Annotated in this window: 19 protein-coding genes; 8 read left to right on the top strand and 11 right to left on the bottom strand. The window is 63.2% G+C overall.

Annotation, left to right across the window (positions count from 1 at the left end; translation table 11 throughout):
- Nucleotides 1–83: 83 nt before the first annotated feature.
- Entirely contained in the window at nucleotides 84–1538 is a 1455-nt protein-coding gene (locus tag E3O62_RS03955) for a polysaccharide biosynthesis tyrosine autokinase (protein WP_166786410.1), read from the bottom strand.
- A 454-nt stretch (nucleotides 1539–1992) separates the two neighbouring features.
- On the opposite strand from E3O62_RS03955, the gene E3O62_RS03950 reads away from it, so the two are divergent.
- Both E3O62_RS03950 and E3O62_RS03945 read left to right on the top strand, forming a co-directional pair.
- Entirely contained in the window at nucleotides 1993–2355 is a 363-nt protein-coding gene (locus E3O62_RS03950) for an SGNH/GDSL hydrolase family protein (RefSeq protein WP_134397612.1), read from the top strand.
- Nucleotides 2352–3866 carry a hypothetical protein gene (locus tag E3O62_RS03945; RefSeq protein ID WP_134397611.1) on the top strand — a complete coding sequence of 505 codons (1515 nt, stop codon included), beginning with the start codon at nucleotides 2352–2354 and terminating at the stop codon, nucleotides 3864–3866. Before E3O62_RS03950 ends, E3O62_RS03945 begins: the two co-directional genes overlap by 4 nt.
- Here the strand turns inward: E3O62_RS03945 and E3O62_RS03940 are convergent.
- Together E3O62_RS03940 and E3O62_RS03935 are read right to left on the bottom strand one after the other, a co-directional pair.
- The gene (locus E3O62_RS03940; protein ID WP_134393994.1) at nucleotides 3805–4911 is read right to left on the bottom strand and encodes a glycosyltransferase; all 1107 of its coding nucleotides are present in this window, start codon (nucleotides 4909–4911) and stop codon (nucleotides 3805–3807) included. The two genes, E3O62_RS03945 and E3O62_RS03940, sit on opposite strands and share 62 nt — an antisense overlap.
- Entirely contained in the window at nucleotides 4912–5514 is a 603-nt protein-coding gene (locus tag E3O62_RS03935; RefSeq protein WP_233191495.1) for a putative colanic acid biosynthesis acetyltransferase, read from the bottom strand. It lies immediately after the preceding gene.
- A gap of 170 nt (nucleotides 5515–5684) precedes the next feature.
- Here E3O62_RS03935 and E3O62_RS03930 point away from each other — a divergent pair, with 170 nt between their 5' ends.
- Together E3O62_RS03930 and E3O62_RS03925 are read left to right on the top strand one after the other, a co-directional pair.
- Nucleotides 5685–6938 (top strand): lipopolysaccharide biosynthesis protein, encoded by a 1254-nt coding sequence (locus E3O62_RS03930; RefSeq protein WP_134397610.1) that lies wholly within the window; start codon nucleotides 5685–5687, stop codon nucleotides 6936–6938.
- Entirely contained in the window at nucleotides 6935–7639 is a 705-nt protein-coding gene (locus E3O62_RS03925; protein WP_104102499.1) for a DapH/DapD/GlmU-related protein, read from the top strand. Before E3O62_RS03930 ends, E3O62_RS03925 begins: the two co-directional genes overlap by 4 nt.
- Here E3O62_RS03925 and E3O62_RS03920 read toward each other — a convergent pair.
- Entirely contained in the window at nucleotides 7636–8238 is a 603-nt protein-coding gene (locus E3O62_RS03920) for a CDP-alcohol phosphatidyltransferase family protein (protein WP_233191494.1), read from the bottom strand. The two genes, E3O62_RS03925 and E3O62_RS03920, sit on opposite strands and share 4 nt — an antisense overlap.
- Before the next feature lie 397 nt (nucleotides 8239–8635).
- Here E3O62_RS03920 and E3O62_RS03915 point away from each other — a divergent pair, with 397 nt between their 5' ends.
- Both E3O62_RS03915 and E3O62_RS03910 read left to right on the top strand, forming a co-directional pair.
- Nucleotides 8636–12709: a LamG-like jellyroll fold domain-containing protein gene (locus E3O62_RS03915; protein ID WP_134397609.1), complete on the top strand. Its 4074-nt coding sequence runs from the start codon at nucleotides 8636–8638 to the stop codon at nucleotides 12707–12709.
- Complete coding sequence (locus E3O62_RS03910) at nucleotides 12710–14206, top strand: glycerophosphodiester phosphodiesterase family protein (RefSeq protein WP_134397608.1); 1497 nt, start codon at nucleotides 12710–12712, stop codon at nucleotides 14204–14206. It begins immediately after the preceding gene.
- 32 nt (nucleotides 14207–14238) lie between these two features.
- Here the strand turns inward: E3O62_RS03910 and E3O62_RS03905 are convergent, their stop codons facing one another.
- The 6 genes from E3O62_RS03905 to E3O62_RS03880 form a co-directional block, all read right to left on the bottom strand.
- Nucleotides 14239–15540 carry a glycosyltransferase gene (locus tag E3O62_RS03905; RefSeq protein WP_166786409.1) on the bottom strand — a complete coding sequence of 434 codons (1302 nt, stop codon included), beginning with the start codon at nucleotides 15538–15540 and terminating at the stop codon, nucleotides 14239–14241.
- 8 nt (nucleotides 15541–15548) lie between these two features.
- Nucleotides 15549–16526 (bottom strand): GDP-L-fucose synthase, encoded by a 978-nt coding sequence (locus E3O62_RS03900; protein WP_134393989.1) that lies wholly within the window; start codon nucleotides 16524–16526, stop codon nucleotides 15549–15551.
- Nucleotides 16523–17650, bottom strand: coding sequence for a GDP-mannose 4,6-dehydratase (gmd, locus tag E3O62_RS03895; RefSeq protein ID WP_134393988.1), 1128 nt, complete (start codon nucleotides 17648–17650; stop codon nucleotides 16523–16525). The genes E3O62_RS03900 and gmd overlap by 4 nt, the downstream gene beginning before the upstream one ends.
- Nucleotides 17651–17657: 7 nt before the next feature.
- Entirely contained in the window at nucleotides 17658–18167 is a 510-nt protein-coding gene (locus E3O62_RS03890) for an adenylyltransferase/cytidyltransferase family protein (RefSeq protein WP_134397606.1), read from the bottom strand.
- Nucleotides 18167–19705 carry a sugar transferase gene (locus E3O62_RS03885; RefSeq protein ID WP_241973302.1) on the bottom strand — a complete coding sequence of 513 codons (1539 nt, stop codon included), beginning with the start codon at nucleotides 19703–19705 and terminating at the stop codon, nucleotides 18167–18169. Before E3O62_RS03885 ends, E3O62_RS03890 begins: the two co-directional genes overlap by 1 nt.
- Before the next feature lie 293 nt (nucleotides 19706–19998).
- Nucleotides 19999–21198 carry an IS110 family transposase gene (locus E3O62_RS03880; protein ID WP_134397605.1) on the bottom strand — a complete coding sequence of 400 codons (1200 nt, stop codon included), beginning with the start codon at nucleotides 21196–21198 and terminating at the stop codon, nucleotides 19999–20001.
- A 375-nt stretch (nucleotides 21199–21573) separates the two neighbouring features.
- Here E3O62_RS03880 and E3O62_RS03875 point away from each other — a divergent pair, with 375 nt between their 5' ends.
- Complete coding sequence (locus tag E3O62_RS03875; RefSeq protein WP_134397604.1) at nucleotides 21574–22452, top strand: neutral zinc metallopeptidase; 879 nt, start codon at nucleotides 21574–21576, stop codon at nucleotides 22450–22452.
- Between the two features lie 10 nt (nucleotides 22453–22462).
- Here the strand turns inward: E3O62_RS03875 and E3O62_RS03870 are convergent, their stop codons facing one another.
- On the bottom strand, nucleotides 22463–23047 hold the full coding sequence (locus tag E3O62_RS03870; RefSeq protein ID WP_134397653.1) for an acyltransferase: 585 nt from the start codon (nucleotides 23045–23047) through the stop codon (nucleotides 22463–22465).
- A 647-nt stretch (nucleotides 23048–23694) separates the two neighbouring features.
- Between E3O62_RS03870 and E3O62_RS03865 the strand changes: the two genes are divergently transcribed.
- On the top strand, nucleotides 23695–24939 hold the full coding sequence (locus E3O62_RS03865; RefSeq protein WP_134397603.1) for an IS256 family transposase: 1245 nt from the start codon (nucleotides 23695–23697) through the stop codon (nucleotides 24937–24939).
- Nucleotides 24940–25109: the final 170 nt, after the last annotated feature.

Raw genomic sequence — 25109 nt, 5'->3', positions numbered from 1 at the left:
GATCATCGGAACATAGCCGGGTGCTGCCGAACTGCCTGCGGGTCGGCAGCACCCTTTTGTGTCGAGTAGATCGTGTGACATCGCTACCGTTTGCGGAGTGCGACTTCTTCCTCGTGGCTGCGGACGGATTGTTCCTCACGTGACGGCTCCTGCTCCGCCGCCGTGTGCGGCATGTAATACCTGCCTCGATTTCGACCGAGAAGCCGAGCGGGTGCCAGGTTCAGGATCGCGCCGAGCACCGGAGTCCCTGCCGTTTTGAGGCTCTCGACGGCTTTCCGGAGTTCCCGCGTTTCGACCTTTCCCGACCCGACGACGAGAACTGCCCCGCCGAAATACCTTCCGAGGATAGCTGCGTCAGTCACGGGCAGGAGAGGCGGGCAGTCAATGACGACGACGTTGAACCGGTCGCGCAGCGAGGCGAAAACCTGTTGGGCGTGTGTGGAGGAAAGCAGTTCGCTCGGGTTCGGGGGAACCTGCCCTGACAACAGGATCTGGAGGCCGTCCGGCCCCCAGGATTGGAGGACATCATCCACGTCGGCGTCGTGGGCCAGAATAGTCGAAAGACCGACCGATCCCTCGAGGTCGAAATAGTCGGCCAGGGACGGTCTCCGCAGGTCCGCTTCGACCAGACACACCAGGCTGCCGGAGGCCGCGAGTGTGATGGCGAGGTTCGCCGCCGTGACGGATTTTCCTTCGCCGGGAATGGACGAGGTGACGACGAACACCTTGTGGCGCTCATTCGCCTGGAGGAAATGCAGGTTCGTTCTGACCTGCTTGAATTCCTCGGCCCGAATGGGGCTGAAGCCTCGTTGCGGGACCAGCGGGTTGTTGACACTCCCGCGGTCGTACACAATCGTCCCGAGAAGTGTCAGACCGAACTGCCTGAGCTGTTCCGCGGTTCTCACTTTTGCGCTCGTCAGCTCCCGCAGGAGAATGAAGCCGAGCCCGGCAACGAAGCCGCCCAGCAATCCGGATGCCAGTGCGATCGACGGGCTGGGGGCGGAAGGCGCGGTGGGTGTCGTCGCACTCTGCACGGACTCGAGGCGTAATGGTGTAGTGCCGTCGCTCCTTTTCGGGACCAGACGGATCACCGTATTGACCAGACTCGTCGCCACCGCGTCGGCAGTGGCGGCGGCGCGGTCCGGCGAGGTATCCGTGACAGCGATCGAAATGAGAGACGTGTTCAGTGGCACCGAGGCAGATACCCGATCACCAAGTTCACCGACAGTGGTTTTCAATCCAAGCGCGGTTATCACAGGGTCCAAGACGATCTGGCGGGTCGCCATGATGCTGTAATTGCGGGCCTGCTGTTGTGAATAATTGCTGCCCTGCGCGAGGTCACTGGTGTTATCGCTACCGATTGCCGAAACGAATAACTCTGCTTCCGCGGAGTACTCAGGCTCGGTGGTCAGCACGTAGACCGAAGCGGCGATGACGCCAAGAATGGTGAATGTGACGAGCGCAACCCATCGAGATCGCAAGAGGTTCCAGAATCCACGTTGATCCACGCGTTCGCCCTTCACCGTGTCGAGCGGCACCGGATTGACCAGCCAATACTGAGACTCTATCAAGAACCTCGTTATCACAGCGACCCACGTAGGGGGGGCATATGCGTGCCACTATGAGCACATGATAGCCCGACGTCTCATGCGGCCTCGGTGGTGGAAATTTCTCGTCGTCGCCGTGCTTTTCGTGGGTGCCATCGGGCTTGCACTCCTCGCGCTGCAACCGGTCGGCACGGAAGACGCAGGAGCGCCGAAAGACCCATACCCCACCATCACCGCCGTTCCACGTGCTCCTACGGCCGTGTTCCTCGGTGGGGCATCGACCTCGGGAGCCGGAGTCAGCGGCCAGGCCACCCGTTGGTCGACTGGGCTCGCTGCAGACAAGGGCTGGCAAGAGGTCAATCTCGCGACAAAAGAAGGTGTCATCGCGTTTGGAGTCACACCCGGAACCTGTGGGCCCTCGCCGTGTCCGAGCTACCAGGACTTGGTGGCCAAGACCGTCGGCCTGAATCCCTCCGTCGTCGTGGTGGCGGCGGAGCGGGCCGGCACGAATGTGGATCTGCCTGAAGCAGTGGCAACCATCAATGCCGCACTTGCCGCCCTGCGCGTCGGAGTGCCCGATGCTACTCTGGTCGTAGTCGGCCCGGCGGCGCTCAACGGTATGGACGATAGTCGGGCAGCCGAATTGGACAGTGAGGTTAGCGCCGCCGCGGCGCGCGTCGGCGCCACGTACGTTAGTCTGCTCGAACCGAATGTTCTCGATCCATCGATGGTCGCAAGTGACGGTGTCAGTGTGAACGAAGCAGGTCATGCCGCAATTGCAGTCCGTGTGAAAACTGCGCTTTCGTGACGGAACCTGGACCCGGCGCAACCGTCGGGACGTCGGGGTCGGCAACGACTTTTCGCACCGTCCTCGGGGTCACCGTTCTCGGTGCAATCCTTGCCGCTGTCGTGCCGCTGGCTCTCCTGGTACAGGTGCCAGACGTCGGCAGAGGACAGGCGTGGATTCTGACTCTGATCCTCGTCGTGTGGGCGGGTCTGCGACTCGCCCTCATCATCGTTGTCGGCCGTCCGATGCTGTTCGACTTCTTCTTCTGGATGTTCGTCTACGTCTTCATGGGGATTGCTCCAACCGTCCAGATCCGAAGTGGTCTCATCTCGCGGACGACGCAAGGTATCGACGAGTCGCTCGAGCTCCCTACGGCCGCCTTGGTCTGTCTCGGCGTCGCCTGCTATGAAATCGGGCGATTGGGTGCCTACGGGCATGAGCGCAACAAGCTGACGACCGGGATTCGAGAACGGGGGAGTGCCCCCGTTCGGGTGGTGACCCAGGTGCGAACCTGGCCGACCCTGGTGCTCGTCGGCGCGGGCATCGTACTCAGCTTGTATTTCATCTCCAGGGTCGGTGCGGGATCGCTTTTCGGTAGCAGGGATCAAGCCTTTGCCGCGCGTTCAGCGGCGTGGACGGACCCCGCGGTGCGCTCGATCATGTACGCCGGTGCTATCTATCCGTTGTTGGTGGGCATCGGTGCGCTCGTGCAGCTGAGGCGGAGGACGACGGGGCCGCTGTCGATGGCATATCGCGGCCTGATCGTTGTCGGGATTGCACTCCTTCTCACCGTCGTGAATCCGGTCAGCAGTGCACGCTACAGCCTGGGCACTGTCCTCTTCGCCCTCGCCGTTTTCGCGGGAGCCCTGCTCACCGTCGCGCGTGTTCGAGCGACCCTGACTGCAGCACTCGTCGGATTGATTTTTCTGTTCCCTCTGGCGGATGCCTTCCGGCGCCCGGAAGTCAACTTGGTGCGCAACGGTTTCTTCGGGGAGTACGAGGGGAACCCTGACTATGACGCATTCTGGCAAGTCGCCAATGCATTCTCGTACGGCCTTGACGGGCTGATTGAACCGGGGCGCCAGGCGCTCGGCAGTGTTCTCTTCTGGGTGCCCCGAGGCGTCTGGTCGGACAAGCCTGTGGACACGGGAATTCTGCTTGCCCAATATCGCGGCTACAGCTTTCAGAACCTCTCTGCCCCACTCTGGGCGGAATTCCTGGTCAATGGAGGTATCAGCGTACTCATCGTGGGTTTTCTCCTGCTGGGCTACTCCCTGCGTGTCATGGACAGTCGACTTCTCCCCGCGTTCAATGCCGCGGGCTATTGGGCCATTGTCGGCGCGATCTTTCCGGTCTATATGACAATTCTCTTGCGCGGTTCGCTGCTGCAGGCGACGGGAGTGGTGGCGGTCGCGTTGGCGTGTCTGCTTTTCGTCCGACAGCCGGGCAGGCCCCCCGGAAGCGACTCGCTCAGCGGTACGAAGTGGCCAGAGCTTCAGCGATCGCCTGCATCCCGAACCGGTTCCGGCTAGCCAGCGCGCCGGCGCGGCCCATGCTGTGAGTCAGAACGTCGTCGCGTAGAACCGTTGCAACGGCGCCGACGAGAGCCTCGAGAGAGTCATCCACCACAATTCCGCATCCGATCTCAGTGACCGCCGGAGCGAGTCCGCAGCTATCCGTGATGACCACTGGCACGCCGAGTGACATGGCTTCGAGAACTGACATCGGATACGGTTCATCGATGGAAGGCAGAACGTATACGGCGGCCCGCGACAACCGTTCGTTGGTTGCACCCGGGGCCAGGGGTCCCTCCCAGGACAGTACGCCTTTACGACCGGCCGCGTCGATGAGGCGCTGTACCGCTGGCCCCTCTCCCTCATCGGGACCGACCAGGGTAAACGACACCGTCGGGAATTCATCAGCGAGTGCGAGCGCCATTTTCACGAAGAGCTGCGGGCGTTTCCGGCGGGCGAGTCGGGCTAGGTAGAGAACTTCCGTGCCCTCAGCGGGACCGTTCGCGCTCCCCGGCGCCGGTACGCCATTGGCGAGATGCTTCAGATTGAGCGCCGTGCCCGCAACGGCACTGAGATCATTCCGTTCCTGGTCGGTGAGGTAGAACACCACCTTCGCCCCCCTCAGAGCCGGTCGGGTGACGAACGCGTCCAGAGGAATCGCCAATGGACTGTCTGAAGGGTCGATCATTCCGTGAGTCTGCACCACGTACGGTATCCCGGCCTTGCGCAACCAGCGCGCCGCAGGGAGCGTGACGAGGTCACGGGCGGCATGAATGTGCACAACGTCGAACGAGCGCGCGGCCTGCTTGAGCCAGTGCTGCAGGGCGGGTGCGCACAGGCCGGCGAAACCGATACCTGGGATGATCGTTCGGGCGGGGAACAGACGGAGCGGCACCCCGTCGAATTCATGGGGGGCCGCTTCGCCGAATCCGCGGGCGCCGCCGGCTACCACTACGTCGTGGCCTGCTTCACGGAGGGCTTTGGCCTGGTTCAACGCGACGCGAACGGGACCTCCATACTCACCGTTGGGACTGACGAGCGTCACGATGGAGAGCACACGCATTCAGGTCTGGTCCCGGTCCTGTGAGAGTGCTGGTCGTTCCGCGCGCGGAGCTCGCAGAAGTGCCCGGGCGGGCACGGTCCCGGAGACGAGAGCCGTCGCGCCGATAACGCTGTCATGGCCGATCCGGCTTCCTCGGAGAACTGTTGCCCTGGCCGCGATCCAGGCGCCGTCTTCCACGATAATCGGCGCATTGTCGAATTCGAATGTCTGCGAGGTGCGGTCATGGCTGCCCGTGCACAGCATGACACCCTGGGAAATGCACACGTCACTGCCAATGATCACCGGCTCGAGATTCAGAATCCAGACCTCTTCACCGATCCACGAGTTGTCACCGACGACCAGTTTCCATGGCCAGTGGATGCGCACGCGATGGCGGATCAAAACATTGTCACCGATCGTGGCGCCGAAAAGCCGAAGGAGCGCCACGCGGAGACGGGGCGGGCACCACCACCGGACAACAACGAGTCCGGAGAGGAGAAGCCAGGCGATCTGCCAGAGCGAATTCCGCCCCCGTTCGTAGCCTGCGCCGGAGAATCCGGCCAGGTTCCGGCGAGGGAGACCTGACGGTTGGGCCATCGGTGGTCTCGCGTCGCTGACTGACATGACGGTCAGTGTACGCAGACAACCGATCAGCGGCTAGATATCCCGTTGAACCATGTGCTGCTAGCTTGTTCGCATGCAACCCCGTCGAACTGAGCGTGGGCAGGCGAGATGAGGGTCCGATGAAGGCAGGTGCGCCGAGGGGTAGACGGCTGAGGCGCGTTCGCGCCAGCATGAACACCATCGTTGGATACTCGATTTCGATGGTGCTCCTGGCTGTCGTCTCGCTTGCGGTCATCCCCTCAATGGTCATGGCAAGCGGCGCGGCAGCGTGGGGAATGATTGCGGCAGGCCAGTCCATCGGCGGCGTGGGTGCGGTTATCGTGGCTTACGGCTGGGGTCTCTCCGGGCCGGCCTCCGTGGCGAGGGCAGACGCGAACATGCGACTCACCGCATATGCGGAGTCGGTTATCTGCAAGCTGCTGATCATTGTGCCCGTCGGCCTTCTTGTTTTTTTGGTGGCCTGGGGTGTCGGTCGCGACTACGCCATCTTCGCCGGAGTCGGTGCCCTGTCCACGGCGACCGTGGGACTGACCGCGAACTGGTGGTTCGTCGGTCTCATGCAACCGTACCGACTCTTGGTTTTCGAAACCGTCCCGCGGGTTCTCGGGACCGGCATCGGCATTTTCTACATGACTCACGGGTCGAGTGCTCTCGTGGGTGTGCTCTGGCAGCTGATCGGTATGGTGACGGCATTCGTGGCCTCCACCATATGGATCCTGCAACCGTGGAGGCTCCGTCAACTCCGGTCGCTTCCGCGCAGGCGGATAGGGATGGTGCTTTCTTCGCAGCGGCTGGGTGTCACCTCGACCGTGCTTTCCTCGCTGTATACCTCGACCCCGATTGTCATTGTGTCGTTGATCGCCCCGGGCGCGCAGCCGGTTTACGCCGTTGTCGAGAAGGTGCAGCGCCAGGTGATCGTGGGACTCGGCCCATTCGTCACGATCCTCCAGGGCTGGGTGCCCAAAGCTCGAAGGCAGGACCTCGTCCGCCGAGTCAGGACGGGGCTGGTCGCCGCCGTGGTGTTCGCGGTTGCGCTCGCCGGTCTCATGCTGGCCGTAGCCCCGGAACTGGTGCGTTGGCTCGGCGGCGGCCAGATCAAACCGTCCTTTGTCACCTTGATACTGATGGCGCTGATCACCGGAGTGAGCCTGATCGAGGCGGTCGTCAGCAAGGCCTGCCTGGCGGCATTGCGCAGACTCGATGTGGTGACCAGGGCGACGGCCATCGGAACTCTGGTCGGTCTACCCTGCGTCGCGATCGGAGCCGTGTCCTGGGGGGCAGAGGGGGCGCTCTGTGGTATTTTCGCTGGGCTTTCGCTCAGGCTTCTGCTTGAACTCATGGGCATGCGCCGCGCAATCGCCCAGCGCAGCGAGGATGCGCTCGACGTGACAATGGTTCCGGAAATCGGGGTGAGCGGCTCTTGAGTCAGATCAAAGACGCGATGAGGGCGCTGGCTTGGGCGCTGCCGGCGAGCACGGCTAAGAACCGGCTCCTTCGCTCGATCGGCCACGACATTCATCCGACCGCAATGGCGCGATCCTGTCTCGTCCTTCGGGTCACACAGGTCTCGATGGGAGCGAACAGCCGGATAGGCCGATGGAACCTGCTCAAAAACATGCGCCGGGTGTCAATCGGTGATCACGCAACCATCGGCCGCTTGAACGTTTTTTCATCCCACCCCGTGTACAAGCGGCTCTACCCGGACGGCGCGGCACTGGAAATGGGGCCTCATTCAAAAATTACGAGCCGGCATCAGTTCGATTGCTCCGGCTCCATAGTGATCGGCGAGTACTCCAGTGTCGCCGGGCACGAAACCAAGATTGTGACGCACAGCATCGACGTTCGACGAAATGCTCAGGCGGCATATCCGGTGCGAATTGGAGCCCGGAGTTTCGTCGGAGCGCGCTGTCTGCTCTTCGGCGGCGCTATCTTGCCGGATCGGTCGGTCCTGGCGGGAGGATCGGTGCTCGCCCGTGCGAGATCGGGCGGGTTGCCCGGACTATGGGCGGGTGTTCCGGCCGCGCTCCGCGGGCCGATCGACGGTGAGTGGTTCGAGCGTTCGACCACGGGAACCAGTCGGGTCTTCATCCCGGCTACGGGAGAAACGGTGGAAGACGCGCTTTAGCCGCGGGCAGACAGTGCCCGGAACCATTTGCCGAGCAGTAACGCCATGATCAGCGCGTTGGCGGCCAAGAGAAGGCTGTAGACCACCACGAAAGCACCGGGCCAGCCAGTGAGGATGAAGCTGAGCGAGAGGATCCCGTAGTCGGCCGGCAGCAGAGCAATGGCCCTGGCTCTCGAGGGGCGACGAGCCCCGCCCTCGCCGATGGCCGAGGTCGTGGAGGTTGCGTTGGCTGAACGGCGCAGGAGCAGCTCAGTCAGCAGGCCACCCACGAAGGTGACAACGGACACGACCTGGAATGCGAGGGGCACGAGATACCAGATCGGCTCCGTGGACCAGAAGCGGTACGCCGTGATGAGGATCGCTGCGTGGACGGCGACGATCTTGCCGGCGTCCACGACGTGGTCGAGCCACTCGCCAGCGGGGGAACCGCGGCCGGTCAGGCGCGCGACCTGACCGTCTGCCGAATCCAGCGCAAAGCCGAGAACGAGGAGGACCGCAACGCCGACGGCTCGGATCGGGCTTGGTTCTCCGCTGACCAGGAGAACAAGACCCGCCCCGGTCGCAAGGGCCGACAGCCCGGTCACCTGATTGGGCGTCATCCTGAGCCCAAAACACACCGAGGCCAGCACGCGCCCCAACGGTCGATTGACGTATCGCGTGTACAGCGACACCCCGGTCTGTGCCTTCTGCGCACTCGCAAGCTGTGCGTGAGCTTCACGAAACTGTGTCATCACGGGCCATCCTCGGATTGATTGAGCGTGGGCAGCGTGCCCCGTCCTCGGCACATGTTAGCCCCTCGTCGGACGTCACTCCTCCGGGGCATTGCGGGTGTGGCGCACAGGGCGTACGTTTCCGCCGATCCCACTTTTCGCTGAACGTGAGCAATGCTTTCTTACCCAAAGCGCTCCAAGGCCGCGTGAGGCTGGATTCCATAGTTCATTCGCGGTCATCAGAGCTTTTCGGCGATGAGGCTGTTCACCCGAGGGATAGGTAGCTATGCGTAAGCTTGCCGCAATTTTCACGACCGTGGCTGTCGTGGCCGGACTCGTCATAGCGAGTCCCGTGCCACAACCGGCGTCGGCGCTCTCCGGCGGCGTCGCCTTCAGTGCGGACAACCTGTCGACCTGGCAGACGAACGGCGTTGTCTACGGAGTCGGAACGGTGCACGGAAAAGTCGTGGCGGGCGGAACATTTTCTCAGATCAGGCCGCCCAGCGGCGGTGCGGGAGTGCCGAGGAACCAGGGAACGCTTGCGATTTTCAACGCGGAGACAGGAGCCCCTGACAGCTGTCAGTTCGCCATGACCCTTAATGGGGCCACGCCGACCGTGCGGTCGGTGGTTGCCTCACCCGACGGCAACACCATCTACATCGGGGGCAATTTCTCCTCCGTCGGCGGGGTGAACGCCGCGCGGGTAGCCGCGATCGACCCGGTCGCCTGCACCGTCAAGCCGTTCCGGGTGGCGGGGGTGTCTTCCCTCGTCCGCGGCATGGCTGCCACCTCGTCCACCCTGTACCTGGCTGGGGAGTTCCAGACCGTCGGCGGCCAGGCGCGCAAGCGCTTTGCAGCGGTGGACGCGACGTCGGGCGCGCTTCTGCCCTGGGCCCCGGCGGCTGACACTGTCGGGCGGGCCGTGGCCGTCTCTCCCGACCGCAGCAGGGTAGCCATCGGTGGGGACTTTTTCACGGTCAATGACCAGGATTCCCACTCCATCGCGGTCGTCGATGCGACCACCGGCGCAAACGTGCGTAATTACCCCCTCGGCTTCATCCCGCGTACCTCGGTGACCAAGACCCTGTGGTCGGACGGCACGGCGTTCTACGGGGGCAACGAAGGAACGGGGGGCGGAGTCTTCGACGGTCGCTTCGCCGTCAATTGGAGCACACTCGACCAGACCTGGCGGGACAACTGCCTGGGCGCAACGCAGGCGGTGCTCGAATACCAGGGCACCCTGTATTCCGCGAGTCACGCGCACGACTGCTCATCGAACAACGCCTTTCCTGACGGGAGACGGATGTTTTTGATGGCACAGAACACCTCGGACGCGGCTTTGCTGGGATGGTTCCCGACTTCCAATGACGGTACGGGCGAAGGAATCGGCCCGCGTGCTCTCACCATTGCCACCGGCGCCACAACGGGAAAGAAGTACCTCTGGTACGGCGGTGAGTTCACTGTCATCAACGGCGTAGTCCAACAGGGACTCACACGCTTCGGTCCGGATGACGTCGGTGCGCCGCCCACCCCGGTCGTTGCAGCCGAGGCGCTCACTTCGGGTGCCAATCAGATTCGCTTCCGCACCGTGGTCGACCCTGACGACAGTGCCTTGACGTACAACGTCTACCGGAACGGCGGAGCGACCCCAATCTGGACCGGACCAGCCAACTCGCTGTGGTGGACCCGTCCCCAGGTGACCGTCGTTGACACGAATGTCGCCGCGGGCACGAATTACACCTACCGGGTGACGGCGAATGACGGGGTCAACACCAGTCCGCTGTCGGCGTCAGTAGCAGCCCGCGCCGTCACCAAGGGGGTTGACTATCCCACTCAGGTGATCCAGGACGGAGCCAGGCTGTATTGGCGTCTGGATGAGGTTTCCGGTCCCTGGGCACAGGACAAGTCCGGTGCGACGGTCACCGGCCTGAACGGCCTATACAAGAACGGCGTCACCTACCGGGCGCCTGGCGCGATCGTCGGTGACACCAACACCTCCGCTACGTTCAATGGGACTGATAGCTACATCTGGAGCGACCAGCAGAAACCGGCACCCACCACTTACTCGATCGAAACCTGGATCAAGACGACATCCACCCAAGGGGGGAAGATCATCGGATTCGGGGATGGTCGGCCGAGCACCGGGACTGGCAACACGAACCTGAGCGGGAATTACGATAAACACATCTACATGGATAACCAGGGTCGCCTGACCTTCGGTGTCTACATCGGTCGCACCGAAACGATCAAGACGGCCTCGTCGTACAATGATGATAAGTGGCACCACATCGTGGCAACCCAGAGCGGGTCCGGGATGAAGTTGTTCGTGGACGGCGTCCGGGTGGGCCAGAACGCCACCAGCACCAGCCAGCAATACAGCGGTAACTGGCATGTCGGTGGCGACAACCTGAATGGCTGGCCCAGCCAGCCGTCTAGCGCTTTCTTCGGCGGCCAGATAGACGACACCGCGGTCTATGCATCCGCCCTGAGCGCCGCGCAGATCGCCCAGCACTACACTCTCGCTGGGGGAACCCTCGCCGTTCCGCCGGCCCCGACAGACGCGTACGGAGCCAGGATCTACACGGACGAGCCTGATGTGTACTGGCGCCTCGACGAAACCTCTGGAAGCACGGCGAAAGACTCATCGTCCGACGCCCAGAGCGAAGGAGATTACGGCGCTGCAGTCCAGCTGCAGCAGCCGAAGGCGATCAAGGTCGGGACTGCCGTGCAGACCAGCGGAACTCAGGACGGCGGCATTGCGACCAAGACCGCACGCTCATCGGTTGCCCAGTTCTCCACGGAAGCTTGGTTCAAGACGGACACGACATCCGGCGGGAAGATCGTCGGCTTTGAGAATGTCGCAACCGGGCAGGGTTCGAATTACGACAAGCAGATCTACATGACCAATTCCGGGAGCATCATCTTCGGCGTGTACGTCGGGGGCTTCCAACTCATCGAATCACCGGCGGGATTCAACAACAACGCCTGGCATCACGTAGTGGGCACGCAGGGACCCGATGGGATGAAGCTCTACCTGGATGGCACAGAGGTCGGCTCGAACCCTACCAACTTCAACCAGGCGTTTGACGGCTACTGGCGTGCCGGTGGTGGCAACCTCAACAGCTGGCCCTCGCAGCCCGCGAGTCCCTACTTTGCGGGCACGCTCGACGAAATGGCGGTCTATCCGTCGGCCCTGAGCGCGGCGGCCGTCGCGGCTCACTATGAGCTGGGCTCCAACACCGCTCCCGACGTCATGGCGCCGAGCGCTCCCTCCGGCCTGACGTCAACCGTCTCAAACGGCTCCGTCGCGTTGGCCTGGATTCCGTCAACAGACAATGTCGGCGTCACCGGCTACGCGGTGCACCGCGGGTCTGCATCCGGCTTCGTCGCTGACGCCACCAACAAGATCGCCGACGTGACAGCTTCGTCCTATACGGATCCGGGGCTCGCCGACGGTACGTATCATTACGTCGTGATCGCCTACGACGCCAGAGGCAACGCCAGTCCGGCTTCCGCGTCGGTTCCCGCGACGGTGGCGACCCCCGACACTGTCGCACCAAGCGTTCCGACTGGTCTGACGGCGTCGGTGTCGGGGAGTGCGGTTTCGTTGGCCTGGACGGCGTCGACAGACAATGTCACGGTGACGGGTTACTCGGTGTACCGAGGGACTACGGCCGAGTTCGTCGCTGATGCGTCAAGCAAGATCGCGGATGTCTCGGGTGCGTCGTATTCGGATCCCGGTCTGGCTGCGGGGGTTTACTTCTACAAGGTGGTGGCGCGTGATGCCGCCGGCAATGTGAGTGCTGCCTCTGGTGCCGTGGAGGCGACGGTTCAGGCCGCCCCTGTGGGACCGGTGGTCCTTACGACCGGTGCCAGCGAAGACTCGACGACGTACCAGGTGCTTCCCACGACCAACTTCGGGTCCAATAGCCAGTTGTCGTCCCGGGGGGCGGGCACGTCGCTGATCGAGTCGTACCTGAAGTTCGCAATCCCGGCGGCGCCGGTGGGCACTGTGCTCAGCGGGGCGACCCTGCGGGTTCGAACCTCGACCGACTCGACCGCCGCCTCGGTGGACGCCCAGATGTTCAAGCTGCTGAGTGGGAATTGGACGGAGGGCACGGTGAACTGGAACAACCGACCCACCGGTCTGGGACCGGACCTGGGGAGCCTCACCGGCGCATCGGCGACGAACACGGCTTACTCGGTCCCGCTCGATGCGGCGCAGCTGAGAGCTCTCACTGGTTCAACGGTGTCCGTCGCGCTGGTCAGTGCCGGCCTGGACAACCTCCGGCTGTGGTCGACCAACAGCACCAGCGCCACCTATCGCCCACTGCTCACCCTGACCTACACAGCGGGCTGAATGTCCAGCGGTACCGAGGGGCGGAGCACGGCTGACACCAGCCGTGCTCCGTTCCTGCCGTCGATGAACCGCAGACAGCTCCTCCTGGCCGGCGCCTCGACGCTGCTGCTGTCGGCTTGCCAAGCCGCACCAGTGCCAACGCCCGCGGTCTCCGTTCCCCCGGCTGCTGCGGCACGATATGCGATCGGAGATCTCCTCGGAACGACACCGTTCTATGTAGCTCACCGTGGCTCCGGAGACAACTGGGTTGAGCACAGCTTCGATTCGTACAGCCGCTCGATCGCCAGTGGGGCCGAAGCGATCGAAGTCTCGGTCAGCGCCACCTCCGATGGCGTCTTCGTGTGCCATCACGATCTGACGACCAAGCGGATGACGGGTGTCGACCGCTCGATCGCGGAAGTCACCTGGGAGGAACTGTCGCAACTTCGCAGCGACGCGAGAGCCTGGCTCGGCCCAGCGGCTGAAAAGGAGCCGCTGCCGTTGCTCGCGGACGTATTGGATGCCTTCGCCACAACGCACGTGATCTTTCTCGAAGACAAGCAAGGCACCAACACGGAAGCCCTGCTCAAGGTCATGGACAGCTACTCGCACTCCACGGACCATTTCGTCTGGAAACAATGGGCAGGTGCAACCCAATACACACTGGCCGACAAGCACGGTTACACAACCTGGGGATACTTCACTCCGGAACTTTTCGAGCGTGCAGATGAACTTGCACCGCGTTTCGATCTGCTCGGGGTCTCACACCGGGCGACGGATGCGCAGGTGGCCATGTTGGTGGGCTTCGGAAAACCGGTTATTGCGTGGGAGGTGCACTATCGCTCGATGCGTGACCGGATGAGCGACCTGGGCGTGGCCGGGATGATGTGCTCCAATCTGCCCTACGTGACCGGGACGACCGCGGGGAGTCAAGGTGACTCCTTCGGAACCGGGCTGCGGGCCGCCGGCGACCTGCCCTGGACCATTGACGAGGGCACCCAGGTGCAGCCCCTGATCGATGCGGGCGCCGCATCCGTGGCACTGGGCCACCGGGAGGTGCAGAGCTACCTAATGGGCTCAATGTGCCCGGTGAGTCCCGGCTCGTATCGGATCACGTGTGAGCTCCGTTGGCCGGAGTCGCTCCCGAGGGCGGAGCAGCACGCCGGGATCGCCTTTGGTGCCGCAGACGACCGGCCCTACCGAGTCAGGGCGGCTAGCGATGTGCCCGGGTACCACATGATTCTTCGGGCGAATGGCTCCCTTGAATTGTTCAGCCGGGTCGCGGGGACGACCGAGGGCACGCGGTTGAAAGCGGTGCTGACTGCCCCACCCCGGGCTTCGGAATGGGTGCGTCTCCAGATCGAAGTCCTCGCAAACAGTATTCGCATTTTGCGACTTGACGGTGAGGGCTGGTCGATGGACATCGATGATGCGAGCTACCGGGGAGGCTATTTCTGGCTGTGCAAGAACTACCAGGACGGACCGCCGGTCGAATTCAGGTCAATCCTCGTCAGTTGATGACCATTCGTTCTGGGCTGTCCATTTCCGCTTCACTTCGGTTCGACAGCATCCGTCGCTCCGGTCAGAAACGGACGTGCCAACCGACCTCTCTCGACGCCGCTGTCACATGCTCCCTGCTCGAGAATTCGCCGAAACCGGCTGATTGTAGCGTCTGAGGAAAGGAAGTCGGCAGAGAACCGCCGCCCGGCCGCTCCGTAGGCGGCTGAAGACTCTGCATCACGACCGAGCATCTCCGCTGCGTCCACAAGGTCGCCGGGGACCGCGGCGTTGATTCTGATTCCGCCGCCGGCCAACGCCAGCTCATCGGCGGTGACACTGAATTCATCAGTTGCCGCGATGACAGGTAACCCGGTGTTGAAGTACGTCGTGAGTTTGCTCGGTACGCACATTTCCGTCAAGCCAGGCCGCTCATTGACGAGCAGGATGTCCGCGGCTGAGAGGGTCGCCTGGAACGCTTCTTCGGGTAGGGGATCGATGAATTCAAGACGGCGATTTACGCCCATGGCTTCGAGTTGATGACGCTTGTTTCCGTCGCCGAGGAGAACGAATCTCACTTTCGATCCCCGCTGCTCTGCGATCTTCGAAGCGTGGACAACGTTCTCGAGGGCCTGTTTGGCACCCATGTTCCCCGCGTGGAGAACGACGATATCATCCGATTTCCAGCCGCGTGTGGTGCGCACTTCTTCCCGACGGTCACCGTTCGGGTAGCCGGTGTGGCACCAATTGCGAACGACCTCGACGGAGTCGGCGTCGATGGCCATCTCCTCAACCAGATAGCGCTTGAACCGCTCGTGGATCACGACGACTGTATTTGCACTGCGGAGGATGGACCGCTCGATCCCACGGAGCAGCCAAGTGGCCAGGTGGCCCCCTGTTCCGCTTTCGGACACTCCGAGGCTATAAATGTCCTGCACCCAAATACAGGTTTTGGTATGGACCAGGCGCGCGCGCAGCATTGCCGCGCCCACGGAGAATAAGGCAGGTGTAACCAGCACGGCTACGTCGGGCTTGTCCCACTTGCTGAATACTGCCCGAATCCCGAAGCTGAGTTCCAAGCCCAGGCGGTTCCACAGACGCGGTTTAGACGGCACACCGTGAGGGACCCTGGTGACGTTGACGCCTCTAATTCTTTCGTGCTCATGCTCGCGCCCGTCTCCGCGCTTGTGGCCGCCGTAGCCGTCGTAGATCCGCCATTGCGGGTAATGGGGATTGCCGGTGATCACCGTGACCGGGTGACCGGTCGCGGTCAGTGCTTCCGAGAGCCCAGCGGTGTAGACGGCGATGCCGGTTGGCTCGGGGGAATAGTTGAGTCCAATGATGGTGACCTTCATCTGCCCGCTCACCGCCCGCGTAAATCTGCTTGATGGGAAACAAACCAGGCGTAAGCGTCTTCCAAGCCGTCTTCGAGGTCGATCGTCGGCTTCCATCCGAGCGCCTGGATGCGAGTGACGTCCATCAACTTCCGAGGAGCGCCATCGGGCTTGCTGGTGTCGAAGGTCAGACGGCCGGTGAAGCGGGTGACTTTCGCGATCGCCGATGCCAGGTCGCTGATGCTGCAGTCAGAGCCGGTCCCGACGTTGACGTGCGACAGCATCGGCGTAGTACTGGTCTGGTACACCTCCCGGTCCAGTTCCATGATGTGCACGCTGGCCGCCGCCATATCGTCTACATGAAGGAATTCCCGTCGCGGGCTGCCGCTGCCCCAGATGACGACCTTATCCTCCCCGCCTTCTCGTGCGTCGTGGAACCGCCTGAGTAAACCGGGGATGACATGGCTGAAGGATGCGTGATAGTTGTCCCCGGGACCATAGAGATTTGTGGGCATCACGCTTCGGTAGTCCCGCCCGTACTGGCGATTGAAGCTCTCGCACAGTTTGATTCCGGCGATCTTGGCGATGGCATACGGTTCGTTGGTGGCTTCGAGTGCGCCGGTCAGGAGCGCATCTTCGGCCATCGGCTGGTTGGCGAACTTGGGATAGATGCAGGACGAGCCGAGGAAGAGGAGCCTCGGAACGCCGAAGTCGTGTGCTGACTTGATAATGTTGGCCTCTATCAGGAGGTTGTCGTAGATAAAATCCGCCGGCGAGGAGTTGTTGGCTTCAATCCCGCCGACTCTCGCGGCAGCGAGATAGGCCTGATCGATGCGATTGCCCGCGAAGAAGGCCCGAACGGCTCGCTGGTCGACAAGGTCGAGTTCCGAATGACTGGCGGTCACGATGTTGACGTAACCCAACGACGTGAGTCGGCGCACGATCGCCGAGCCCACCATTCCGTTGTGCCCCGCGACATAGACAGCAGCGCCGGTGTTGCGGTTCACCAGCTTTCCAAGGAAACGAGGGAGGGAAAACCAAGACTTTTCAGGAGGGCGGCCTTCTGCGCGATCATCAGGTCGGAGGCGACCATTTCCGCGCACATCTCCCGCACGCTGATCTCCGGCAGCCAGCCGAGCTTGAGCCGCGCGCGTGTCGAGTCGCCGAGCAGGGTGTCGACTTCGGCTGGCCTGAAGTAACGAGGATCGACTCGCACGATGACGTCACCGGGGTGAACGGCAGGCGAGATGTCGCCGACGACGCTGTCGACGATGCCGATCTCGTTCAGTCCCTCACCCTCGAATCTCAGGGTGATACCGAGCTCGCTCGCCGACCATTCGACGAATTCGCGCACAGAATACTGGACTCCCGTGGCAATCACGAAGTCCTCCGGTGAACCCTGCTGGAGCATCATCCATTGCAGCCGAACGTAGTCGCGTGCGTGGCCCCAGTCGCGAAGAGAGTTCAGGTTTCCGAGGAACAGGCAGGACTCGAGACCTTGCGCGATGTTGGCGATGGCCCGGGTGATTTTCCTCGTCACGAACGTCTCACCGCGGCGTGGGGATTCGTGATTGAAAAGAATCCCGTTGCAGGCGTACATCCCGTAGGACTCTCGGTAATTCACGGTCATCCAATAGGCATACAGCTTGGCGACCGCGTACGGAGAACGGGGATAGAAGGGCGTGATCTCGCTCTGAGGTGTCTCCCTGACCAGTCCGTACAATTCAGATGTCGAGGCTTGGTAGAACCGGACCCTGTCCGTCATCCCCAGCAATCTCACCGCCTCCAGTAGGCGCAGGGTGCCCAGAGCATCGATGTCAGCGGTATATTCGGGCATTTCGAAGCTCACCGCCACATGGGACTGTGCACCCAAATTGTAGATCTCGTCCGGCTGCACGTCCTGGATAATCCGGGTGAGGTTTGATGAGTCGGAAAGATCCCCGAAATGGAGGAAGAAACGCGCGGTTTGCTCGTGCGGGTCCTGATAGATGTGGTCGATTCGCTGTGTGTTGAGCTGCGACGACCGGCGCTTGAGGCCGTGAACCTCGTAGCCTTTGGACAGGAGAAACTCGGCCAGATACGAACCATCCTGGCCAGTCACCCCGGTGATGAGTGCCCTTTTCGGAACCATGGTCGTCCTATCGCTCGCTGTTGCTGAAGTCATGAACCGGTTGGTTGCTCGGCGCGTTGGAGGACAGGGCCTTCAGCGCAAGGCGGAGGGCCGTGCTCGAGGTCGAAACGGTATACGGAAAGTAGATGATTTCTACGCCCACCTCGGCGAATCGGCGCTCAAGTCGGCGACCCTTCTCCGTGCCCTTCCAATCGTCGCCCTTGAAATAAACGTCGAAACGAAGCATGCGCCAGGTATCCAACTTGTCTTCGTCCGTTTCAGCTATCGCTTCATCGACGAAGTCGATATGACGAACGATCTCAAGCCTCTCAGCCAACGGCACCACGGGTAGCGAACCCTTGGTCACGAGGAGCATCTCATCGGTTGCTACCCCGGCGATCAGATGATCGCACTGGCTCCTCGCGTGCTTGAGGATGTTGAGATGGCCAATGTGGAAGAGGTCGAAAGCTCCGCCAGCGTAGCCGACCGTTTTTGCTAAGGCGCTTCCTTCATTGATCGAGACGCTTTCGTTCGCCATCAGTACGCTCCTTCTGCCCGCATGACCATGCGAAATGTGCGCCAGATTATGTAGAGGTCGCCGGTTAGCGACCAGTTCTCGACGTAATACAGGTCGAGGCGCACGCTGTCTTCCCAGCTCAGGTTCGACCGACCGTTGATCTGCCACATGCCGGTCAGGCCAGGCTTGATGTAGAGGCGACGCCGAACGTGAGTGTCATAGGATTTGACTTCCTCGGGCAGCGGCGGGCGCGGCCCGACCAGGCTCATCTCACCGACGAAAATGTTCCACAGCTGGGGAAGTTCGTCGAGCGAATATTTGCGCAGGAGTCGCCCGCACTTGGTGATCCGTGGGTCGTTCTGAATCTTGAACAGCACCCCGGAGGCCTCGTTCTGGTCGAGCAGGCCGGCCAGGTCGTCTTCCGCCGTCTGCACCATGGAACGGAACTTGACCATTTGGAAAGTACGCTCATTGCGCCCGCACCGCTCCTGGTGGAAGAGGATGGGCCCAGGCGAGTCGAGCTTCACTACGATCGCGATGGCCACCAGGAGCGGCCAGAAGATAAGAAGTGAGATCCCGGACACGCCGATATCGAGGATGCGCTTGAGTACGTGCTTTGCGCCCTCGAATTGGGGGATCTCCACGTGGATCAAGGGCAGCCCCTCGACCGGCCGGAAATGGATGCGGGGACCGGCGACGTCCGTGAGCTGGTTGGACAGTACCAGCTCGGCGGATGTCCCCTCCAGCTCCCAGCCCAGGGTGCGGATATACTCGCTCCCTCCGCTGGGAGCGCCTGCGACGATCACCGTGTCGATGGCGAAATTCGTGGCTGCGGCCCCGACATGGGCCAGGTCGGAAACCACCGGGATGGTCCGGTTTCGGACCTTGACCGGGGACTTCGAGCCATTTGCGAGTGCGACCCCCACCACGTAGTAGGTGGCGCCGGCGTTCTCGATCTGGCCGACCACATATTCGACATCGGCGCGATTCCCAACCACGATGACTCGGGCAAGGTAATGGCCGAAGGCCCTTTGGCGCAGCAGCCACCGTCGCCACAGCCAGCGTTCCAGGACCAGGCCGCACATACCGACGGGGAGTGCGAGCACGAAGAAGCCGCGCGCGACATCGACCTGAAACGCCAGGAAGCCGATGGCAAGCAGCCCGAAAGTGAGCGCGCTCGCGTTGATCACCTGCTTGTACTCGGTGGCGCCGATGCCGATGACGCGCGAGTTCCGGGTGTGGAATGCCTCCAGGGTCGCGATCCAGCTGAGCGCGATGAGCAGCGCGACGAGCCAGTAGTCTGCCTGATATCCGCCGACGGATGCCTGGGCACCCTCTCCGCCGAATCTCACGAGCAGGGCCGTCGCGACGGCGGTCATAACGATGCCCACGTCGCTCATCAGAAGTTTCGTCCGAAACTGTCTGGCCCAGACCAGGCCGGACGACTTCGCGTCGACGCTGACCGGGTTCTCGAGAGCCGGTGCCGGAACCAGGGCAAGCTTAGGCTGGGCGATGGGGAGGCGCCCGGCGAGGGGTAGGCGCGGTTGTGGGTGCGTCACCGTCTGCTCACCCCGCCAGCAAGACGCGGTGGAGCGCTCGGTACTCGGCCTGGGTGGGGCCGGTGAATATGGGTCGACGAATAGGTCGACACGTCGCGAACGTCTTCACGTGAATCCTCTGCATTTCGGGTGTACAGAGCGGGATGGGATTCGCCCGGGAAGCCTGTCTAGGGAACGAGACAACCCGAACAAACAAACAAGTGATGAATCTTCAACTGCTTGCGAGGTGACCATACCCCCGAACGCCCAAGTCGGCTCGGACCCCGAATGGGGGGGGTGCCCCTATGTTCTTGTCAAGCGGCGAGTTGATGGTCGGTTTGATAGAGGGTGCCGTCGCGGAGCATGGCATAGAGGACGTCGCAGCGTCGTCGGGCGAGGGCTATCAGGGCTTGGTTGTGGCGCTTGCCTTGGGCGATCTTGCGGTCGTAGTAGGCCCGTGAGACCGGGTCGCGGAACGCGGCGAAGGCGGAGAGGAACAGGGCGCGTTTGAGGATCTTGTTCCCGCGCCTGGACGGGTGCTCGCCGCGGATGGAGCTGCCGGAGCGCCTGGTTACCGGGGCGAGGCCGACATAGGCGGCGAGGTGGCCGGCAGTGGCGAAGTCCTTGCCGGAGACTTCGGTGAGGAGTCTGGCTGCGGTCCTGATCCCGACTCCGGGCATGCTGATCAGGACGGGGTGAAGAGGGTGTGCCTCCACGAGCCGTTCGACTTCGATGGCAATCTCGTCGCGTTGCCGGCGGAGCGCGGCGAGCTGTTCGGCGCGCTTGGGCAGCACGATGCTGGTCGCGTTTGTGCCTGTCACGACGACGGTCTGCTCGGCCAGTGCCTGGGTGATTTTGTCCGCGAGGCGGCGGCCCATGCGCGGTGCTAGCTTCACGAGCTGGTTGTCGAGGCGGGTCGGGCCAAACGCGTTCATCGCCGCTGCCGTTGGGTAGCGCTGCAGCAGATCCAGCACCGCCGGATGGTCCAGGTGCGGGCCTAGGACCCGCTCCAACGCAGGGTGGATCTGGGTGAGCAGGCCCCGGATACGGTTGCTCGTGGCCGTGATCTGGCCGACGACGTCATCGTCGAAGCCGCAGAGCATGGAGAGCTCAGCGACCTGCTCATCGGCCAGCTGCAGTGACCGCAGCGCGTGCGGGAGGCCCCTCGCGGCTTGGGCGATGATCGCGGCATCGCGGGCGTCGGTCTTGGCTTCGCCCGCGTGCAGGTCCGCGATGCGCCTCATTGCCAGCCCCGGCACGTAGCCCACGAGCACGTCTTCGGCCTGGGCGACGGCGATCGGCAGGGCGCCGATGGTCGCGGGCTGATCGACGACGAACAAGACCTGGCCGTGTCGTTTCAGCTGCCCGATCAGCTCGCGGAGCTTCGCTTCGTCATTGGGCAGTGCCTTGTCGAAGAGTTGCTTGCCGGCCCGGTCGAGGGCGACCGCGTGGTGTTCTCCTTTGCCGACGTCCACGCCGATGAAGACGTCGAAGCTGTCGTAGTTCTCGATCATGAATCCTCCGTCTCAGGTTCGACAAGTCGGCCTGAACCGCGGCATCAAGTCTCGGCATCCACGTTACGAATGGCCTGGGACGAGTCCCGGTCCTGCCCCTATCAGCGATCACCTGATGCCAGTCAGGCCCGGTGACAACACCCCCCCCCGGATCATGGGCGACTGGGGGCAAGAACCATGCCGGGCCTGACAGGCCAACACCCTCACATAACTACGCGATCAAGGGCTACGAAGAAAGTAACGGGGCGGGCGGAGCTCACTAATTTTGGCGGGCGGGCACATCTTGCGCAAGGTACCTGCTGTTGCATTAGCGAGCTTCATAACCCGGACGCCATCATCGCGGCAGCGGACCACTTCGACGGGTAGCTTTTTCTCATGACATTCAACGACAACGCGAACATCGGCGGCGGCCGGGTCAGCAAAAGGGGCCGCACCACGGGCATCGCAGTGGGCGGCGGCGTGGGTGCGATCGCCCTCTTTCTGCTCTCACAGCTCCTGGGTGTCGACCTGAGCGGCCTGGCCGGCGGCGGCACGCAGCCCGTCGACAGCGGCAGCGTGTCGAACCTGGCTGAGTGCACGACCGGCGCCCAGGCGAACGAAGACGTCGAGTGCCGGATCAAGGGCGCCGCGGCGTCCCTCGACGTATTCTGGGCTGAGGAACTGCCCGCCCGCGGAGCCGAATACCAGCAACCGCCGGTTGCGCTGTTCACCGACAGTGTCGGAACCGGGTGCGGCGGTGCCACCAGCGCCACCGGGCCGTTCTACTGCCCGCCGGATGCGACCATCTACATCGACACCGCGTTCTTCGGCGACCTGCGCACCCGCTTCGGCTCGTCGGGCGGCCCGCTCGCCGAAATGTACGTCGTGGCGCACGAATGGGGCCACCACATCCAGAATCTCGAAGGAACCCTCGCGGCCTCCCAGGAAGGACAGACCGGGGCCGGCTCCAGCGCGGTGCGCGTCGAACTTCAGGCCGATTGTTTCGCCGGCGCCTGGGCCGGGGCCGCCTCCGACACCCGCGACACCGGCGGAGTGCCCTTCCTGAAGCCCATCACCCCGGCACAGATTCACGATGCGCTCAGTGCGGCATCCGCGATCGGCGACGACCGCATCCAGGAGTCCATGCAAGGCCAGGTCAACCCGGAGGCCTGGACCCACGGCTCCAGCGAACAGCGCCAGCGGTGGTTCCAGACCGGCTTCGACGAAGGCGCCGGTAGCTGCGACACGTTCGCTCCGGCCGACGCGGTGCTGTAGAGCGGGCTGGTCAGTTTCGCCTGAGTATGCCGTCGAGTTCGGTGTACTCCTCGCCGGTGACCGGACACACGAACCGGCCGTCGCCCTCGGCCCGCAGGGGCAGGCCGCTGCGCCCGACCCAGCCGGTGCGCCGGGCAGGCACTCCGACCACGAGGGCGTAGTCCGGGACATCCTCGGTAACGACCGCGCCGGCTGCCACCATGGCCCATCGTCCGATCGTCAGCGGGGCGATGCAAACCGCGCGGGCGCCGATAGAAGCGCCGGTACGCACGGTCACCCCCACGAGATCGCGGTCGTCGATGACGCGGATCGTCCCGTCGGGAGTCACGGCTCGAGGATGCGCGTCATTGGTGAAGACCGCCGCGGCGCCCACGAAGACCCCGTTTTCCAGGAGGGTCGGCTCGTAGATGACGGCGTAGTCCTGGATCGTACAGTGCCGCCCAACCACGACGCCGGGTCCGATATAGGCGCCGCGGGCGAGAACGCACTCGGGGCCCAACCGCGCGTATTCGCGCACCTGCACCAGCGGGCGGATCGTGCAACCGGGGCCGATGACGGCGCTCGGATCGATCTCGGCCGACGCCGCGACTCCCATCACGGCCCCTCGGGCGGCAGGAAAAGGGTCGGGTGCTCCGCGAGGGGGCGGAGGAATCGACTCAGCAGAAGCGTATTCACGGTGATTCCCTGCATTTCGGGTTACAGGTCGGAGAAGTGCTGCCGCGGTGGGTGCCGCGTGCGCCGCTGCCGGGAATCCTCGCACGACATCTGCGAACAATCTGACGTTTTCTCAGCGTGTCACAGCACGGAATGTACCCCCGTTCGGACGCGAGCTACTAGGACCTCTTCGGGGGACAGCCTGGTTCGGGAGATGAACGCGCTGCGAGCCGGAGTCTTCCCCGAGCGGCCTACGGACCGGGCTTCGAGGAAAAAAAGAAGGCCACCCCAGTAGCAGCCTGGGAGTGACCTTCAGTGGCCCCGGCCGGCGTCGATCCGGTGACCTTTCGAGTAAGAGTACGGCTCTTTCAGGGCTTACTGCGGAGTGCCAGCTTCTTCGATCCTCCCTGATCACTGCCGTTTTCCGCTGTTATCTGCTTTCACTGGCTGCCACTGAATTTGCGGGATGGTTACGTCCCCGTGAGTGGTGTGGTTTCCCGCTCTTGAGTGTTGCTTCGTCAACGTGAAGAGCCACCGTGGGATGGTCAGTGAGTACCGACTAAAGCAACTCACAAAGGACACCACACGATGGCTCTAGACCAGTTTGCCCTGCTTGACCTGCTGGGAGAACTCAAACTCACCGATGTCACCGACCGCATCCGCGTCGCGACCGAAACTCTGTATCAAGAATTGATCGATGCGGAGGCGACCGCGTTCATCGGTGCCGCCCCGTTCGAGCGCTCCGGTGACCGCACCACCCACCGCAACGGCACCCGGCCGCGGACGTTGACGACGACGGCCGGGGACCTCGACCTGAAGATCCCGAAGCTGCGCGCCGGGTCGTTCTTCCCGGCGCTATTGGAGCGGCGCCGCCGGGTCGACCAGGCCCTGTTCGCGGTGGTGATGGAGGCCTACGTCCACGGCGTCTCAACCCGCAAAGTCGACGACCTCGTCAAAGCCCTCGGAGCGGACACCGGGATCTCCAAGTCCGGAGTGTCCCGGATCTGCGCCGGCCTGGACGCCGAAGTGGCCGAGTTCCGCGACCGCACCCTCGCCGCACAAGACTTCCCCTACGTGTTCCTTGACGCGACCTACTGCAAAGCGCGCGTCGGCCACCGGATCGTGTCCCAGGCCATCGTCGTCGCGGTCGGCGTCGCCGCCGACGGACGCCGTGAAGTACTCGGTTTCGACGTTGGTGACAGCGAGAACGAGGGCTTCTGGACCAGCTTCTTGCGGTCGTTGAAGACTCGCGGTCTCGACGGGGTCAAGCTGGTCATGTCTGACGCTCACACCGGCCTGAAGAAGGCCATCGGGACCGTGTTCCAGGGCGCCGGCTGGCAGCGCTGCCGGGTGCACTTCATGCGCAACGTCCTCGCCGTGGTGCCGAAGGAATCCCAGGAGATGGTCGCCTCGATCATCCGCACCATCTTCGCCCAGCCGGACCGCGATCGCGTCGAGAAGCAGTTCCGAGAAGTCACGACCATGCTCGGCCGATCGCACCCGAAGGTCGCTGCCATGCTCGTCGACGCGCAACCCGACCTACTCGCCTTCGCCGGGTTTCCGCGGCGGCACTGGCGACAGATCTGGTCGACCAACCCGCTCGAACGGGTCAACAAAGAGATCAAACGCCGCACCGACGTCGTCGGCGTTTTCCCCAACGCTGCAGCTCTGTTGCGCCTGGCCGGGTCGGTGTTGATAGAGCAACACGACGAGTGGGAGGCCGGAGAACGACGCTACTTCTCCGAAGCATCAATGCTCGAGCTGGCCACCATGAACAACCCCATCGAGGTCATCGACGAGGCGGTGATACTCCCCGAACTCGCCGCCGCCTAAAGTGGAACCACTGACCCGCACAGTGTCGAGAAACTCCACCACTCAGCGGGACGTGACCCCGGTCACCGCGCTCGACGCGATGCGGGCGGCGAAGCGCGCAGCGTGCCGCCGGCCTCATTGTGAAGGCCCGTCAGGCCACCCAGTGCGACGAGCCGAAACCGTACGAGGGC

Origin of the sequence: Cryobacterium sp. TMT2-15-1 (assembly GCF_004402345.1) — a bacterium.
In the GTDB taxonomy this organism is placed as follows: domain Bacteria; phylum Actinomycetota; class Actinomycetes; order Actinomycetales; family Microbacteriaceae; genus Cryobacterium; species Cryobacterium sandaracinum.
This window is presented reverse-complemented; position numbering and strand designations above follow the sequence as displayed.

Coding starts and splice junctions, on each gene's coding strand:
- E3O62_RS03915 (WP_134397609.1), top strand. CDS start 8,636: ATGCGTAAGCTTGCCGCAATTTTCACGACCGTGGCTGTCGTGGCCGGA.
- E3O62_RS03905 (WP_166786409.1), bottom strand. CDS start 15,540: ATGAAGGTCACCATCATTGGACTCAACTATTCCCCCGAGCCAACCGGC.
- E3O62_RS03875 (WP_134397604.1), top strand. CDS start 21,574: ATGACATTCAACGACAACGCGAACATCGGCGGCGGCCGGGTCAGCAAA.
- E3O62_RS03880 (WP_134397605.1), bottom strand. CDS start 21,198: ATGATCGAGAACTACGACAGCTTCGACGTCTTCATCGGCGTGGACGTC.
- E3O62_RS03870 (WP_134397653.1), bottom strand. CDS start 23,047: ATGGGAGTCGCGGCGTCGGCCGAGATCGATCCGAGCGCCGTCATCGGC.
- E3O62_RS03890 (WP_134397606.1), bottom strand. CDS start 18,167: ATGGCGAACGAAAGCGTCTCGATCAATGAAGGAAGCGCCTTAGCAAAA.
- E3O62_RS03920 (WP_233191494.1), bottom strand. CDS start 8,238: ATGACGCCCAATCAGGTGACCGGGCTGTCGGCCCTTGCGACCGGGGCG.
- E3O62_RS03865 (WP_134397603.1), top strand. CDS start 23,695: ATGGCTCTAGACCAGTTTGCCCTGCTTGACCTGCTGGGAGAACTCAAA.
- E3O62_RS03930 (WP_134397610.1), top strand. CDS start 5,685: ATGAACACCATCGTTGGATACTCGATTTCGATGGTGCTCCTGGCTGTC.
- gmd (WP_134393988.1), bottom strand. CDS start 17,650: ATGGTTCCGAAAAGGGCACTCATCACCGGGGTGACTGGCCAGGATGGT.
- E3O62_RS03910 (WP_134397608.1), top strand. CDS start 12,710: ATGTCCAGCGGTACCGAGGGGCGGAGCACGGCTGACACCAGCCGTGCT.
- E3O62_RS03935 (WP_233191495.1), bottom strand. CDS start 5,514: ATGTCAGTCAGCGACGCGAGACCACCGATGGCCCAACCGTCAGGTCTC.
- E3O62_RS03940 (WP_134393994.1), bottom strand. CDS start 4,911: ATGCGTGTGCTCTCCATCGTGACGCTCGTCAGTCCCAACGGTGAGTAT.